The 14620-nt window shown below is 47.0% G+C and carries 17 protein-coding genes; 9 read left to right on the top strand and 8 right to left on the bottom strand.

The genetic code is table 11. The annotated features are described in order from the left end of the window. The first annotated feature begins 12 nt into the window (after positions 1-12). From BWK47_RS02670 to BWK47_RS02655, 4 genes are all read left to right on the top strand, one after another. A complete protein-coding gene (locus tag BWK47_RS02670; RefSeq protein ID WP_162327468.1) occupies positions 13-267 on the top strand; it encodes a 2TM domain-containing protein in 255 nt (84 codons plus the stop codon). 50 nt (positions 268-317) lie between these two features. Beyond that, positions 318-788 carry a DUF29 domain-containing protein gene (locus BWK47_RS02665; protein WP_162327467.1) on the top strand — a complete coding sequence of 157 codons (471 nt, stop codon included), beginning with the start codon at positions 318-320 and terminating at the stop codon, positions 786-788. A 17-nt stretch (positions 789-805) separates the two neighbouring features. Then, entirely contained in the window at positions 806-2515 is a 1710-nt protein-coding gene (gene ureC, locus BWK47_RS02660; protein WP_162327466.1) for an urease subunit alpha, read from the top strand. Positions 2516-2625: 110 nt separating this feature from the next. Continuing rightward, entirely contained in the window at positions 2626-2961 is a 336-nt protein-coding gene (locus BWK47_RS02655; protein ID WP_162327465.1) for a hypothetical protein, read from the top strand. 35 nt (positions 2962-2996) lie between these two features. On the opposite strand, the gene BWK47_RS02650 is transcribed toward BWK47_RS02655, so the two are convergent. From BWK47_RS02650 to BWK47_RS02630, 5 genes are all read right to left on the bottom strand, one after another. After that, complete coding sequence (locus BWK47_RS02650; protein WP_162327464.1) at positions 2997-4553, bottom strand: mercuric reductase; 1557 nt, start codon at positions 4551-4553, stop codon at positions 2997-2999. Between the two features lie 530 nt (positions 4554-5083). Beyond that, complete coding sequence (gene hisD, locus BWK47_RS02645; protein WP_162327463.1) at positions 5084-6388, bottom strand: histidinol dehydrogenase; 1305 nt, start codon at positions 6386-6388, stop codon at positions 5084-5086. A 35-nt stretch (positions 6389-6423) separates the two neighbouring features. Beyond that, positions 6424-6768 (bottom strand): YbaB/EbfC family nucleoid-associated protein, encoded by a 345-nt coding sequence (locus tag BWK47_RS02640; protein ID WP_010871707.1) that lies wholly within the window; start codon positions 6766-6768, stop codon positions 6424-6426. 213 nt (positions 6769-6981) lie between these two features. Beyond that, positions 6982-7305 (bottom strand): Grx4 family monothiol glutaredoxin, encoded by a 324-nt coding sequence (grxD, locus tag BWK47_RS02635; RefSeq protein ID WP_010871706.1) that lies wholly within the window; start codon positions 7303-7305, stop codon positions 6982-6984. Between the two features lie 180 nt (positions 7306-7485). Beyond that, complete coding sequence (locus BWK47_RS02630; protein ID WP_010871705.1) at positions 7486-7743, bottom strand: BolA family protein; 258 nt, start codon at positions 7741-7743, stop codon at positions 7486-7488. Positions 7744-8012: 269 nt separating this feature from the next. Between BWK47_RS02630 and BWK47_RS02625 the strand changes: the two genes are divergently transcribed. From BWK47_RS02625 to thyX, 3 genes are all read left to right on the top strand, one after another. Further along, positions 8013-8735 (top strand): lysophospholipid acyltransferase family protein, encoded by a 723-nt coding sequence (locus BWK47_RS02625; RefSeq protein ID WP_162327462.1) that lies wholly within the window; start codon positions 8013-8015, stop codon positions 8733-8735. A gap of 94 nt (positions 8736-8829) precedes the next feature. Continuing rightward, the gene (locus BWK47_RS02620) at positions 8830-8967 is read left to right on the top strand and encodes a photosystem II reaction center protein K (protein WP_010871703.1); all 138 of its coding nucleotides are present in this window, start codon (positions 8830-8832) and stop codon (positions 8965-8967) included. A 197-nt stretch (positions 8968-9164) separates the two neighbouring features. After that, positions 9165-9812, top strand: a complete 648-nt coding sequence (gene thyX, locus BWK47_RS02615) for an FAD-dependent thymidylate synthase (protein WP_162327461.1) — start codon at positions 9165-9167, stop codon at positions 9810-9812. A 49-nt stretch (positions 9813-9861) separates the two neighbouring features. On the opposite strand, the gene BWK47_RS02610 is transcribed toward thyX, so the two are convergent. Together BWK47_RS02610 and BWK47_RS02605 are read right to left on the bottom strand one after the other, a co-directional pair. After that, complete coding sequence (locus tag BWK47_RS02610) at positions 9862-11469, bottom strand: CocE/NonD family hydrolase (protein WP_162327460.1); 1608 nt, start codon at positions 11467-11469, stop codon at positions 9862-9864. Between the two features lie 233 nt (positions 11470-11702). Beyond that, positions 11703-12038 (bottom strand): hypothetical protein, encoded by a 336-nt coding sequence (locus BWK47_RS02605; RefSeq protein WP_162327459.1) that lies wholly within the window; start codon positions 12036-12038, stop codon positions 11703-11705. Positions 12039-12330: 292 nt separating this feature from the next. Between BWK47_RS02605 and BWK47_RS02600 the strand changes: the two genes are divergently transcribed. Continuing rightward, complete coding sequence (locus tag BWK47_RS02600) at positions 12331-12903, top strand: gamma carbonic anhydrase family protein (RefSeq protein ID WP_162329587.1); 573 nt, start codon at positions 12331-12333, stop codon at positions 12901-12903. Here the strand turns inward: BWK47_RS02600 and BWK47_RS02595 are convergent. Beyond that, positions 12900-13796, bottom strand: coding sequence for a prohibitin family protein (locus BWK47_RS02595; protein ID WP_162327458.1), 897 nt, complete (start codon positions 13794-13796; stop codon positions 12900-12902). The two genes, BWK47_RS02600 and BWK47_RS02595, sit on opposite strands and share 4 nt — an antisense overlap. A 361-nt stretch (positions 13797-14157) precedes the next feature. Here BWK47_RS02595 and psbQ point away from each other — a divergent pair, with 361 nt between their 5' ends. Next, positions 14158-14607 carry a photosystem II protein PsbQ gene (gene psbQ, locus BWK47_RS02590; protein WP_162327457.1) on the top strand — a complete coding sequence of 150 codons (450 nt, stop codon included), beginning with the start codon at positions 14158-14160 and terminating at the stop codon, positions 14605-14607. Positions 14608-14620 lie beyond the last annotated feature (13 nt).

The following is a 14620-nucleotide window of genomic DNA, read 5'->3' as shown; positions in this document are numbered from 1 at the left end:
GACTGGTAATCTATGCCTCCTCGTTGGCCCCGTAAACCCGACCGTAATGACCCTGCCTTTCGTCGTTTGGATGACCGGATGAATTTTGCTGTCCATGTGGCGGTATTTTTAGCGATTAACTCTGGCCTATGGTTTGTTCATAACTTAAACCAGGCCGATTGGTCTTGGTTGACACCTCTTTCGGGCATCTGGCTAGGGGGTTTGCTTTTGCACCTGTTGTACATTGCCGTTATTGCCGATTATTCCCCTGCCACTGGTAAGAGTTAAGGGCTTTGGCTAGACTGAACCAAATATTCCGGACCGTTAGTTTCTCAGCAATGGAATCTCAACTGCAATTCCCCATTTCCTCTAGCGAAGTTCTGTCCGAACTTTATGAGCAAGATCCTGCCCAATGGCTTGAGGTGACGGTGAGCCTATTGCGTCAGAATGCTCTGGTGGATCTGGACTGGGTTCATTTAATTGAGGAGTTAGAAAGTTTGGGGAAACGGGATCGCAATCGAGTTGCCCATCTTTTGGAAAAGTTAATACGCCATTGCCTACTCTTGCAATACTGGCAGCAGGAACGGGGGCGGAACCAAAACCATTGGCGGGCTGATATTCAAGGTTTTCGTACCCAATTGCGCCGTCATTTGACCACTACTCTGAAAAACTATCTGGAGGAAGAATTGCCCCAGATTTATCAAGATGCCCTAGGCTACGTGCAGGAGAAAACCGGCCACACAGTGGGTTTTCCTAAGACCTGTCCCTATAGCCTGCAACAGTTACTAGAATCTTCCCCCCTCAATTAACCAAGGAAATAGTCACCATGAGTTACCGAATGGACCGCCACAGCTACGCCCACACCTTTGGTCCCACTGTGGGAGATAAGGTACGACTGGCGGATACGGAATTATTCATCGAAGTAGAACAGGATTACGCTACCTATGGCGATGAAGTGAAGTTTGGTGGCGGCAAGGTAATTCGGGATGGCATGGGGCAATCCCCTTTAAGCAGGGCAGAAGGGGCGGTGGATGTGGTGATCACCAATGCCTTAATTTTGGATTGGTGGGGCATTGTCAAAGCTGATGTGGGCATTAAGAACGGTCGCATTTGTGCCATTGGTAAGGCAGGTAACCCCCATATCCAAGACAATGTTTCGATTATTATTGGCCCCAGCACTGAGGCGATCGCCGGGGAAGGAATGATTTTAACAGCGGGGGGAATTGACGCCCATGTGCATTTTATTTGTCCCCAACAGATTGAAACAGCCATAGCTTCGGGGATTACCACCCTGGTGGGGGGAGGCACCGGGCCGACGACAGGAACCAATGCTACCACCTGTACCCCTGGATCCTGGAATATTCACCGTATGTTACAAGCCGCCGATGCTTTCCCTCTAAACATCGGTTTTTTGGGCAAAGGCAATGGTAGTCAACCAGCGGCCTTGGAGGAACAAATTAGGGCTGGGGCCATTGGATTAAAACTCCACGAGGACTGGGGCACTACTCCAGCGGTGATCGATATGTGCCTAAGTGTGGCGGAAAATTACGATGTTCAAGTGGCAATTCACACCGATACCCTCAACGAAGCTGGGTTTGTGGAAACCACCATTGCCGCCCTCAAAAATCGAGTTATTCACACCTATCACACCGAAGGAGCCGGGGGAGGCCACGCACCGGACATTATCAAAATTTGCGGACAATTGAACGTTCTCCCTTCCTCCACTAATCCCACTCGTCCCTACACCATCAACACCCTGGAAGAACACCTGGATATGTTGATGCATTGTCATCACCTCGACCCCGATATTGTGGAGGATGTGGCTTTTGCTGAATCCCGGATCCGACGGGAAACCATTGCCGCAGAAGATATTTTGCACGACCTGGGTGCCTTTAGCATTATTTCTTCCGATTCCCAAGCCATGGGTCGAGTGGGGGAAGTTATTTGTCGTACTTGGCAAACGGCCCACAAAATGAAGGTGCAACGGGGTTCCCTGGTTGGTGAAGGGGGAAATAATGATAATCTCCGAGCCAAGCGCTATGTGGCTAAATACACCATCAATCCTGCCATTACCCATGGTATTTCCGAGGAAATTGGCTCAGTGGAAGTGGGCAAATTAGCGGATCTGTGCCTCTGGCGGCCCGCTTTTTTTGGGGTTAAACCGGAATTAGTCATTAAGGGGGGCATGGTGGCCTACGCCCAGATGGGGGATGCCAACGCCAGTATTCCCTCTCCCCAGCCGGTGCATATGCAACCGATGTTTGCCAATTATGGTGGGGCGATCGCCGCTACGAGTGTGACTTTTGTTTCCCAGAAGGCAGCGAAAAAAGATATTGGCGAAAAATTGGGACTGAGCAAGCCGGTGGTGGCGGTGAAAAATATTCGCCAGTTAACTAAACGGGACTTGAAACTGAATGACTATTTGCCCCATATCGAGGTAGATCCAGAAACCTACGAAGTCCGGGCCGACGGAGAATTACTCATCTGTGAGCCAGCGTCAGTGTTGCCCATGGCCCAACGCTATTTTCTCTTTTAGTAACTTTTGGAGCTGTTTTTGGCCATCTACCAATCTGCTACGATGGCTTTAAATTAGCCACCCTTAAACAATATTTTATTAACATTTTATAAACAAAATTTCCAGGAAATATGGCTGTTGAACCCATTCCCCCCATCACATTGCCCCCCATCCAAGACCCTGTGCAAGAGGGAGATTGGTTATGTCAAGGATTACAACAATGGCTTAACCAAGAATTTATCCCCGAAGGAATTAATGCCACCATTGCGGAAAGGGCTGCCCAAATTTTTGTGCGTCAACGATTAGAAGGGGAAAATGATTTAGGTTCCCTGGTAATTGCCATTGTGACTGAAATGCAGGCTTTTGATTTTCGGGAAAGTTTTTTTAGTGAATTTGCGGTGGCCAATGCTGTTAGTGATCTAATCTTAGAAAGCTTAGGCTATGAAACCTGTTGTGGTCAATCTTAAATTGAGCATAATTTTAGAATTTTTGAGCACATTTTTTAGAATAATTTGCTGGGAAATTTAGTTAGAATTTTTAATAAGTTTTTCGTATTATCAGTGAGCAAAGTACGGCGGTAAGCATCGGCGGCTTTCTTGATTGCTTCGGCTTGGGTGGGATAGGGATGGATCACCCCAGATAATTTGCTTAAACCAATTTTATTAACAATGGCTGTAGTAATTTCAGAAATCATTTCCCCGGCGTGGGGAGCAACAATGGTAGCACCTAAAATTTCATCACTGTTGGCCACGTGGATAATTTTCAAAAAGCCCTCTGTCTCTCCGGCGGCGATCGCCCGGTCAATCTGGGAGAAGGAAATTTTAATAATTTTATAGCCTATGTCTAAGGCCTCGGCCATCGTTTCATTTAATCCTACGTGGGCAATTTCTGGGTCGGTGTAGGTTACCCAAGGCATAGTTAAATTACTTAATTTGCTGCGTCCCAAACCAAAAGGACAAAAGAGAATATTTTTAATCACAATCCGGGCGGCGGCATCGGCGGCATGGGTGAATTTCCAGTCCATACAAATGTCACCAGCGGCATAAATTTGTGGGTTAGTAGTTTGCAAATAATCGTTAACTTTCACTCCTCGGCGATCAAATTTTACCCCCACAGCCTCTAAGTTTAATTCCTCCACATTAGGGGCTCGCCCTGCACCAACCAGAATTTCATCGACGATAATGGAACCTGATTTACTGTTATTGCTGTAGTGTAAAACCTTGCCATTTGCTGTTAATTCTGCCCGTTCTAGCTGGGCATTTAAAACTAATTGAACGCCATCTTTAAGTAAAGATTGTTGAACAATTTCTGCGGCTTCTGGATCTTCTTTATTTAATAAATGGTCACCTCGATGAAGCAGAGTCACCCTTGCCCCCAATCGTTGAAAAGCTTGGGCTAGCTCACAGCCAATGGGGCCACCGCCAATGACCGCTAGGCGATCGGGGCATTCCGTTAAAGAAAATACTGTTTCATTGGTCAGGAATCCGACTTCTTCTATGCCAGGAATGTTAGGTTTAACCGCTCTCGCTCCAGTAGCAATTATGGCTTTTTTGTACTTAAGAATAGTTCCTCCCACCTCAATTGTATTATTACGAATAAAATGTCCTTCTCCAAGAAAGACATCAATGCCCAAATCCCGAAATCTTTGAGCAGAGTCATGGTGGCTAATGCCGGTCCTAATTTGACGCATTCTCGCCATCACAGCGGGAAAATCAATTTCAATGCTGTCTGGTTTTTTGATGCCTAAACTATTAGCATTATTCATTACTCCTACCACTCTTGCTGAGCTAATTAGGGCCTTAGAAGGAATGCAACCAAAGTTGAGACAATCGCCCCCCATCAGATGCTTTTCAATTAGGGCGACTTTAAGACCAATACCTAAACCCGCTGCCCCGGCAGCTACTACTAAACCAGCGGTGCCAGCTCCAATCACTACGAGGTCATATTGATCTTTAGGAGCAGGATTAATCCAATCTGAAGGATGAACATGGGCCAGTAATTGTTGGTTGTATTTATCTCGGGGAGTAATGTCAATATTAGAGACAGTAGAATTATTCATAAGGATTAATTATTTAATAAAAAATATTCAGAATTATTTAGAATTCAATTAAATTTCGGGGTATTAATCGGAATACTAAATTAGTGACTTACAACAAATTCCTCAACAGGCTTAGACGATAATGAATACGTAAATATAAATAAAAAACAGACGAAATCCCCATCAATAGACATGGGAAAAAATAGTTAAAAGCTATCTGTCCAGTATTTATTCCATTAATTAGCTTGGCGATCACCTGAATAACAGCAATGATTTCAAGTCTAATCAATTCTCTAATGATAGATAAAAAATAAGTGAGTGTTCAATTTTTAGAAAGCCCTTGAACAGTTCTATGTCGATAATGCAACGTGGATTATGGAACGCTGCTCCAAAACCCCCAAATTTTAGGCTGATTGTATTTTTAGTTACCAGTGGGCAATATCCAGTACCAAACACAACCAACCAAAGCACGGCACTTGACGGTAATAGTTACCATCAAATAAAACATTGGGATTTAGTTAACTTGTCCAAAAGCCATGAATAATTCTAAGTTAAAGCAAATTTTCCCGTTCTCGTATAGCCAGGGCATGGGCGGGAAAATCCTCATAGTCCGCTAGGGTAGTGACCGTTTCCTTCACCCCAGCAAAACCTTCCTCCGTTAAATAAGCTAGGGTAGAACGCTTGAGGAAATCAAACACCGACACTGCCGAGTAGGAACGGGCAAAGCCCCCTGTGGGAAGCACCGCATTGACTCCAATGGCATAGGTAGCGGCCGAAGACGGAGTGTAATTGCCCAGTAAAATTTCCCCTGCATTGTCGATTTTCCCCACCAACTTGAGGGGGTCAGTGGTCAACACCTGTAAATGTTCTGGAGCGTAATCATTAATGAAATCTAGGGAAGCCTGCAAACTATCAGTGAGCAAAATGCCACCATAGGACCCCAGACCATCTTCACAAAACTTTTTGCGCCAGGGGGGGAGTTTTTCCAGGTATTCCCCTAAATAACCTAGTGCCTTTTCCGCCAAACTTTCAGAGTGGGTCACCAACAGCGCCGCTGAGTCGGAGCCGTGTTCCGCTTCGATCAATAAATCCAACGCCGCCAGCTTGGGGTCAGTGGTTTCATCAGCTAAAACAATGGACTCACTAGGTCCCGCCGGTAAACCCACATCAACAATACCGGACAGTAATCTTTTCGCCGCCGCGCCGTAAATGCTACAGGGGCCAATTAGCTTATCCACTTTGCTAACCGTTTCGGTCCCGTAGGCGATCGCCGCGAGGGCCTGGACACCACCTAATTTATACACTTCATCTACTCCGGCCATGCGGGCAGTGAGCAAGGAAACCGGCTCCACTTTTCCCTCTTTGTCAGGGGGAGTACAAACCACAATTTTCTTTACCCCTGCCACCCGGGCCGGCACCGCCAGCATCAACATCATGGAGGGAAACGCCCCTTTTCCTCTAGGAACATACAAACCCACCGTGGGCAGAGGCGTAATTTTTTCCCCCGCAAATACCCCCGGCTCAATTTCCGCTAGGTGCATGGGGGGAGGCATTTGCCCAGCATGAACCTTTTCAATATTACGAAAAGCGTGTTCCACCGCCCGCCGTAGTTTAGGATCTACTAACTTTTCCGCTTCGGCAAATTCCGCTTCACTCACCCGCAAATTTTCCGCCGTGGCTCCAGCGAAGTCAAACTGACGGCTGTAATGCAAAACCCCCGCATCTCCCTCCATTTTTACCTGCTCAATAACTTCCTTGGCGATCGCCAGGGCTTGGTCAATGTTTTGTTCCGAGCGACGTTTGAGTTGGTTTAATTGTTGGGGGGTAAGGTGCGAGAGCTTAAGAATACGAGTCACAGATCCCTCTCCGATTGGGGGCAAGGGCGGCGAACCTACATACCGGGTAAATTCAAACCGCTGGTTAACTCTTCCATTTTAGAGCGCATGGTTTCCGTGGACTCAGCATAAGCCGCTTTCATCGCTTCGGTGACGGATGCCGATAGTCCTTCTGCTCCTTTTTCAAGGGCACTGGGATCAATTTCAATACTGAGGGGTTCTTGGTTGCCACTCATCAACACTGTCACCAATCCATCGGCACTTTTGCCAGGAATTTCCATTCTTTCCAGTTCTTCCTGGAGCACTTTGGCCCCTTCTTGAACCTGTTGGGCTTTTTGGAAAGCTTCCTGTAATTCCTTAATTTTACCGAGGCCGAATCCGAAACCTTTACCTTGTGCCATGGGAATTGATTTCTAAGTAGTTAAACAATAATTAGAGTTAAACAAGCAGCAAAGTCGCTGAGGTGCAAACAACGCCCTAGCGAAAGCCTGTCCGATTATATCCCACCGTCTCCGCCATCTTATTGGCCAACGGCAGGAGTGAAAGAAGCCCTCCACAGATGAGAGCTTCCCCCCACGGCGATCGCCAGCGTTATGCACCGAGAATGTGAAGCCCTAGGAAGCCAAGGCCACTTCTAACATTTCCTGCAGCTCACCATTTTGATAGAGCTCAATCATGATGTCAGAACCACCGACAAATTCACCATTGACGTAAACCTGGGGAATGGTGGGCCAATTGGAATATTCCTTAATACCTTGACGAATTTCCGCATCGGCCAGCACATCTAAAGTCTCAAACGGAATACCCAACATATTGAGAATTTGCACCACATTGTTGGAAAAACCACACTGGGGCATCAGCTTCGTGCCCTTCATAAAGACCATCACCTTATTGGCGGTGACCAACTGATCAATTCTTGCTTTCGTTTCCGGATTCATTCAGACAACTCCTCTTCAAGGACAAATTGGGATGTGGGCGAGTTTAACAACTTTAATGTTGTTTAAATATTGCCATTTTACCCCCCAACTCAAATTTATCGGAAAACAGGTCTAGGAATCCCCTGGCTTTAGCCGTTTTGGGGGATGTCAAAGAGCCAATTTTCGATGGAGGGGAAAAATCTAAGCAGTCTGCCGGGCCACGGCCCAGGCTTCTGGAGTAAAGGTTTTCAGCGCCAAGGCATGGATTGCTTCCGAAGCCAAAGCATCCTTGAGGGCACCATAGACCATTTGATGTTGTTTGACCCGGGACTGGCCGGTAAAGGCTGAAGATACCACCACGGCCTCCAGGTGATCCCCTCCCCCCAGGTCATTGACCATTACTTCGGCATCAGGTAGAGCGGCTTGGATTTGTTGTTTGACTTGATCAAGACTAATCATAGTTATTTATAGCAATGGGCCAAGGAATAGGGCCGACATAATCCCAGGGTAATTATTTAACCACTGTAGCTGAAAGGCTCAGCCCCCAACATAGCGGAGGGAATTTGGCCGTTCAACTGTTGTTTAACTGTCCCATGGCTCGTCCCCAAACCAGAGTAGTTAATCTAACTTAAAAACAGAGACCACCCCCCACGGCAAGCGATTTAATTAATACCAAGGTTCTAGTTCAATCGTCTGTCGGAGGAAGAACCCATATTTTTTTCGTAACCATGACCAATTCTCCCTTGGCGATCGACCCTGCTGTCATTGGCCCTTCCAGGGTTTCCCCCTGGCTAATCAAATTAATTTATCCCCTAGGCACCAGGTTTTTACATTGGTATTTTGGCCCGATCGCCATCCATGGTCAGGAGCATTTACCCCGCAGTGGCCCGATTATTCTGGCCCCCACCCACCGTTCCCGTTGGGATGCAATTTTGCTTTCTTTGGCCGCCGGTCGGGGGGTAACTGGTCGAGACCTCCGTTTTATGGTGGCGGTGACGGAGGTGCAAGGTTTACAGGGTTGGTTTATTCGCCATTTGGGGGGATTTCCCGTTGACGTGAAAAGGCCGGAAATCAGTAGTGTAAGTTATAGTGTGCAGTTACTCCAAGCAGGGGAAATGTTAGTCATTTTTCCTGAGGGGGGCATTTTTCGGGATCAACACACTGTCCATCCCCTGAAACGGGGCATTGGGCGCATTGCGATGGAAGTTTGTAAGCAAAACCCCAACACTGACATTAAAGTGATCCCAGTGACCATTGCCTACAGTGACCCCTACCCAGGCAAAGGCACTTCAGTGGAAATTAATTTTGGCCAGGGCATCACCGCTAGGGACTACGACCCCAGCACCATCAAGGCTAGCTCCCAAAAACTGACCCGTTGTTTGGCCCATAGAATGCAGAACCTTTACAGTTCCGAGAATGTCTCTCTGTGCGAGGCGATCGCCGCTTCTTGAATTTCGTCAAAACGGCTAATGGGGGAAGGGGCCATCATGATAAGATTTACCGTAAATTAAGATTTTATTCTTTGTCAGTCAGGAAACTCAAATAATGGAAACAATTTATTTGCTCGCTAAATTGCCGGAAGCCTATCAGATTTTTGACCCCCTGGTGGATGTTCTGCCGGTCATTCCCCTCTTCTTTTTGGCTTTGGCCTTTGTGTGGCAAGCGGCGGTTGGTTTTAAATAAACTGGCGATCGCCCCTGGGGCTTGTCATTTTACCTGGTCGCTTAAGAAAATTTGTTGGACCACAATTAAGCTGATATCCCCAAGTTGTCCCCCGTTGGCCATAGCTGGGGAATTTTTTTGTGGGGCAATGCTGATTTTGCCCTGCATTTACCAAGGCCAACGATAAATCTCCTCCCCATAGTGGCCTATTTTTAACCATGGATGTTCGTTTCATTTCCCTCACCAAACCCGAAATTGTCATTGACGGGGAGCCCCTTTCCCCCGAGGGACTAATTGCGTACTGCGCTAGGGTTTCTAGTCCTAACCAGGAAAATCCCAACTACACTAAGCTATTGCAATTTTGCATCCGGGAAGGCCATTGGAGCATTTTTGAAATGGTGGATATGACCTTGGAAATTACCACCACCCGGGCGATCGCCCCCCAAATTTTAAGACATCGATCGTTTTCTTTTCAGGAGTTTAGTTTAAGGTATTCCTGTGCTACCGAATATGAGTGCTATGAAGCCCGTCGTCAGGATGTGAAAAACCGTCAAAATTCCCTAGATGACTTTGATGAAAGCACCAAACAATGGTTCAACCAAGCCCAGGCAGCCGTGTGGGAAAAAAGTCATCAACTTTATGAAGAGGCCTTGGCTAAGGGCATTGCCAAAGAGTGTGCCCGTTCTATTTTGCCCCTCAATACGGTTACCCGTTTATATATGAAAGGCTCTGTACGCAGTTGGATCCACTATTTCAGTGTCCGCTGTGACCAGGCCACCCAAAAAGAACACCGGGAAATTGCTTTGGCGGCTCGGAAGATTTTTATGGAGCATTTTCCCACTGTGGCGGCGGCTCTGGAGTGGTAGAAGAAATAACCCAGCAAGGCGATCGCCTTTGGATAATCAAAACTTTTGTTCACTCCCCCGAGAGAATGGGCAACAGCAGGTGATTTTGGGTTGGGCCATGGGTGACAAAAGCCAGGGTAATAATTTGCTGATCAATTAAATTAGCAAAAACTGCCTGCTGGCCAGTGCCAGGGTTGACGGGATAAGCAGGAAAATTTGCCCCCGCTAAACTAATGCGCAGGCGATCGCCAACGGACAATGTTACACAAATGCCTTGGAGCGGAATTGTCAAAGTCCCTTGCTGTTCCAGGCTAGTACAGTAACCCTGGCTGAGGGCCCACACTTCTCCAGTGACCCTAAATTGAGACAAGCTCACCGCTACATCGAAACTAGGGCGATCGGATTCCAAAGTGAGGAAAATTTGGGGAACACCACAGATGGTTAAACTTTTCTGCAAAGGCTCAGAAGTATAGGTAACCACATCACTGCGATCATCAATAGTACTTCTTTCCTTCACTCCCTGGGGATAACCACTATGCCCCCCCAAACTGGGTACGGGTCGCCAGGGATCATGAACCCAAACATCGCTAATTTCCTCCGTTGACCTTGCTGGAACCTTTGCCGTCAAAGCACTGCCTTGGGTAGTACCTAAACCAGAGCATTGTAAAAACCAGCTTTGTTGCGTCGAGGGCAAGTCAGTTAAATATCGCCATTGCTTGGTGCCCAGGTCAAATAACTCCAACTTGGCTGGATTAAAGCGGGGCTCTTGCCCTTTAAGAAAATGATCAAACCAGGCTAATTGCAACTGATCCACCCCACTGATGGCAGACTCACCATAATTTTGTCCCCCGGCCCGACTGCCCCAGGGAAAATGCCCCCAGGGCCCCACCACCATTTTTTGCTGAATGCCACATCTTTCTAATTCTGCATATAAACGCCAATTACCTCGCAGATGGGGATCAAACCAACCGCCAATTTGCAACACGGGAATGTCAATTTTTTCCCTAATTTGCCAGCGTTGATCTGGTGATCGCCGTTGCCAATAATCTGCTTCTGGAGGTTCACTAATCCATTGATGGTAAAAGGAATCCGGGGCCAACTCCCCCAGGCGATCGGGAATGGCTGGTTGGAAACCAGAAAAATCGTAACTTTTTGCTAGGCGCATCAACCGTTGAAAAGTTTGCTCATCTTGCCGCCGCTTGGCAGAATCCGTCGCCAACTGTAGGGCCCAGCCGAGGTTATTTTGCAGACAAAAAGCCCCATTTTCATGGGCCCAATCTTGATATAAATCCCAGGCGATCATGGCCGGGCAAATGGTTTTCAAACTCGGATGGTGGTTGACAGCAGCATACAGTTGGGTCATGCCCTGGTAAGAAAAACCATAGGTGGCCACAGAACCTTCACATTGGGGTAGCTTAGAAACCCAATCTAGGCAATCCTGGCCGTCTTCTACTTCGTGGGCAAATAGATCAAATTCTCCCTCCGAACTCCCTCGACCCCGTACATCTTGGATAACGACTAAATAACCCTGGGCAGCGTACCAATGGGGATGGGCATACACCAGGGTGGAAGCTAAACGGCGGCCGTAGGGTTGCCGCATCAACAGGGCCGGCCATGGCCCACCGGAGTTGGGATAGTAAAGATCGCTGTCCAAGCGGATCCCATCCCTGGTAACCATGGATTGGCAAGTGGGTTTTATCAAGTTCAAAGCGGCAACAAAAAATTAGGTTGAGGAAATTAAGGTTTCTAAGTTTGTCTTCTGGATTCTTGCAAAGCTAGAGAAAGAAAACTTTAGCCTTGTTCGATTGGTGGCAAACTCAAAGCCATCATAATATTGCGGTCAATGGAACAACCCAGCCCGGTAAAAGAAATGAGAACACCGGGAACGCTATACAAACATTGTCCTAGTTGCTAAAGCAGAGCTTCAAACTCTTGACGGAGCACTTGGGTATTGGCAACCCTAGCCACCAGTAAAGTTGCTTCACTAAAACTGGCCATTTCCCGTCGCCAAGTCTGAATATTGGATTCGTGGTGCAACCAAAAGTTAACCATGGTTTTTACCACTGCGTCCCAGTCCCAGTCAGGTTTGTCGGGAATTAATTCTGTAGCTTGAATCAGCCCATCCAAAGTGCATTCGGGACTGCCCAGGTAGGCCATACTGCGGCGGGGGTTATTTTCCACCTCTTGTTGATAGTTAAAAAAGGTGAAAACCGGCGTTACTCCCAAAATATCAAAGGTATAGTGCATAACAAAAATTTCGCCTTGCGGCAACAACAACAACGTTCAAAAACCCAAAAGCTATGGGTCTTGACCAAAACAGAGACTTCCCCCTAAAGGATTGGGAAATTTAGACTACCCAAGTCCCATTTTGTTGCCCTCAATGGTAGCGCGAAATTTTTTTTGCTGGTATGGCGAAATAACGGAAAATTGCCCAAAACTGTTTTTGTGTTCATTGTGGGAGTGGGTTAGAAAAGTGGTATGGTCAGCCCTAAATCCCCCTTGAAGGAAAAACTTTCAATTTTTTTCTCCCTTGCTAAAGGTGCCTGGCGGGATTAATCCCCATTCCAAACTTTGCAAACAGGCTCTCAAGGGTGTTATGGACGCAAACTTTCTCATTTACCTTACTCCACCGGATTTATCCCCAGCAGCGTTTGTGGCAGCCAATGCCACTGTGGTCGGCAAAGTCCACTTAGGCAAGGATTCTAGTATTTGGTACGGAGCTGTGGTGCGGGCGGATCTGGAAGCCATAATCATTGGGGAAGGCACTAATATCCAAGATGGAGCCATAATCCACGGCGATCCGGGCATTGTCACCGTACTAGAAGATTGGGTCACCGTTGGCCACCGGGCTGTGGTCCACGCCGCCCACATTGAACGGGGTAGCTTGATCGGCATTGGAGCAACTATTTTGGATAATGTTCGCATTGGTTCTGGCAGTATCATCGGTGCTGGAGCCGTGGTGACCAAGGATGTGCCCCCCCGGTCTTTGGTGATGGGAGTACCAGCAAAAATTATTAAACAGGTGAGTGAAGGCCAGGTCCAAGGTCTACTAGACCACGGACAAAACTATGTTCGTTTAGCTAAAGCCCATGCCGCCGCAGGGTTGGGTTAGGGGTCCGACATGATAATGGGCAAATTTCCCTCCCCCGAGCCCATAATTAATACCTTTGTGTTGGGGGATTCTGCCAGTTTCTGGGTGGCTTCAATGGCTTTTAATTTAATAATTTGATCCGTCAAACTTTGGGAGAGAATTCTTTGGGAATCAGCTACCCCCTGGGCTTCAATGATTTTTCTTTCCGCATCCCTTTTGGCACTAATTAGTTCTAGTTCTTTTTTCTGATTACTCTGCTCCACTTCCACTTTGGCTTGGATCGCTTTTTGAATATTTTCCGGCAAAATCACATTTCTCATTAGGGCTTCTTCCACCACAAATCCCAGGGGTTCTAATTGCTCTTTCATTGACTGAACCAGTACTCCGGAAATCTCAGCTCTTTTATCACCATAGATAGAACTTAGATCGTATTTGGCCGTATTTTCCCGGATGAGGGAACGGAAGCGAGAGATAATAATTTCCCTTTGCTGTTCTTCACTGCCGAGGCTAGAAAACACTTCCCCAGCTTTTTCCGGGTTAAGGCGATATTGCAAACTGACATCAATGTTAAAGTTCAAACCTTCTTTAGAAGAGGTATCTACGGTTTCTTTAATGTCCTGCAAACGGGTGGAATAGGTGACGACCTTGGAAAGGGGATTGAGGAAATAAACCCCAGAGGTAAGGGGAGTAGTATTCACTGTGCCCATAGTTTCGATTACCCCCACTTCCCCCGCCGGAATCACCACCAGAGCTCGCCCTAAACTCTGTTGCACAAATAATGCTGACATGAGTAGGGCAATAAAAAATAGCAGGGGCCGTAAAAGTTTAGGAATTTTGGGATTCTCAGGATTTTTAACGGTGATAAATACTGTCCAACTGGCCAAAGCGGCGATCGCCGAGATAACAGCACCCATGGTGAACCTACTTAATACTCATATTGAGGCCATGCTAGCTCATTTTTTTCAATTGTTTGCCCAGAAAATAGTGCTAATACCGAAGAATTTTTTGTGAATATTTTTAAAGCTTGGTTGATGAACAATGGACTATTATTCCTGGGGAGAACTTGCCGTCCGATGCTCCGGCCAACATTAAATGATGGAATGGGCAATTAGTTATTTATACTCAAGCTTGTTTATGGGGTGCTTGCTCCCTAGGGGGTTAGGAGGGTCTGGTACTCGTTTTCGGTCAGAAAAGCACGTATGATTGAACAGAATTGCATGGATAACTTTTCCTTGTCAAATTTCATCAATGTTAATAACACCGTAACCCAAGCTTATGTCTCGTTTACGTTCGTTACTTTCCCTTATTCTGGTCTTAGTAACTACGATCCTCGTTAGTTGCAGTAGCCCCCAGGTGGAAATCCCCACTACCTATAGCCCAGAAAAAATTGCCCAGTTGCAGGTCTACGTCAATCCGATCGCCGTGGCTCGGGAAGGCATGGAAGAAAAGTTACAGGGCCTAATTGCTGATCAAAATTGGGTCACAACCCAAACCTATATCCACGGGCCTTTGGGTCAACTACGCCGGGATATGTTGGGGCTGGCTAGTTCTTTATTACCCAAAGACCAGGATAAAGCCAAAACCCTAGCTAAAGAAGTGTTTGGTCACTTAGAACGATTGGATGCGGCGGCCAAAGACCGCAATGGTTCCCAAGCTAAAATCCAGTACCAGGAAGCCTTGGCGGATTTTGATGCCTTTTTGAACCTGTTGCCCCAAGCTAGCTAGGCATCCCTGAGCA

Origin of the sequence: Synechocystis sp. CACIAM 05 (assembly GCF_010222815.1) — a bacterium.
GTDB lineage: Bacteria > Cyanobacteriota > Cyanobacteriia > Cyanobacteriales > Microcystaceae > Synechocystis.
This window is presented reverse-complemented; position numbering and strand designations above follow the sequence as displayed.

Excerpts from the sequence above, each read along its gene's own strand:
- BWK47_RS02605 (WP_162327459.1), bottom strand. The coding sequence starts at position 12,038 with ATGCACTATACCTTTGATATTTTGGGAGTAACGCCGGTTTTCACCTTT.
- grxD (WP_010871706.1), bottom strand. The coding sequence starts at position 7,305 with ATGAATCCGGAAACGAAAGCAAGAATTGATCAGTTGGTCACCGCCAAT.
- BWK47_RS02650 (WP_162327464.1), bottom strand. The coding sequence starts at position 4,553 with ATGAATAATTCTACTGTCTCTAATATTGACATTACTCCCCGAGATAAA.
- thyX (WP_162327461.1), top strand. The coding sequence starts at position 9,165 with ATGGATGTTCGTTTCATTTCCCTCACCAAACCCGAAATTGTCATTGAC.
- BWK47_RS02630 (WP_010871705.1), bottom strand. The coding sequence starts at position 7,743 with ATGATTAGTCTTGATCAAGTCAAACAACAAATCCAAGCCGCTCTACCT.
- BWK47_RS02665 (WP_162327467.1), top strand. The coding sequence starts at position 318 with ATGGAATCTCAACTGCAATTCCCCATTTCCTCTAGCGAAGTTCTGTCC.
- BWK47_RS02625 (WP_162327462.1), top strand. The coding sequence starts at position 8,013 with ATGACCAATTCTCCCTTGGCGATCGACCCTGCTGTCATTGGCCCTTCC.
- BWK47_RS02620 (WP_010871703.1), top strand. The coding sequence starts at position 8,830 with ATGGAAACAATTTATTTGCTCGCTAAATTGCCGGAAGCCTATCAGATT.
- BWK47_RS02640 (WP_010871707.1), bottom strand. The coding sequence starts at position 6,768 with ATGGCACAAGGTAAAGGTTTCGGATTCGGCCTCGGTAAAATTAAGGAA.
- psbQ (WP_162327457.1), top strand. The coding sequence starts at position 14,158 with ATGTCTCGTTTACGTTCGTTACTTTCCCTTATTCTGGTCTTAGTAACT.
- BWK47_RS02610 (WP_162327460.1), bottom strand. The coding sequence starts at position 11,469 with ATGGTTACCAGGGATGGGATCCGCTTGGACAGCGATCTTTACTATCCC.
- ureC (WP_162327466.1), top strand. The coding sequence starts at position 806 with ATGAGTTACCGAATGGACCGCCACAGCTACGCCCACACCTTTGGTCCC.
- BWK47_RS02670 (WP_162327468.1), top strand. The coding sequence starts at position 13 with ATGCCTCCTCGTTGGCCCCGTAAACCCGACCGTAATGACCCTGCCTTT.
- BWK47_RS02655 (WP_162327465.1), top strand. The coding sequence starts at position 2,626 with ATGGCTGTTGAACCCATTCCCCCCATCACATTGCCCCCCATCCAAGAC.
- BWK47_RS02595 (WP_162327458.1), bottom strand. The coding sequence starts at position 13,796 with ATGGGTGCTGTTATCTCGGCGATCGCCGCTTTGGCCAGTTGGACAGTA.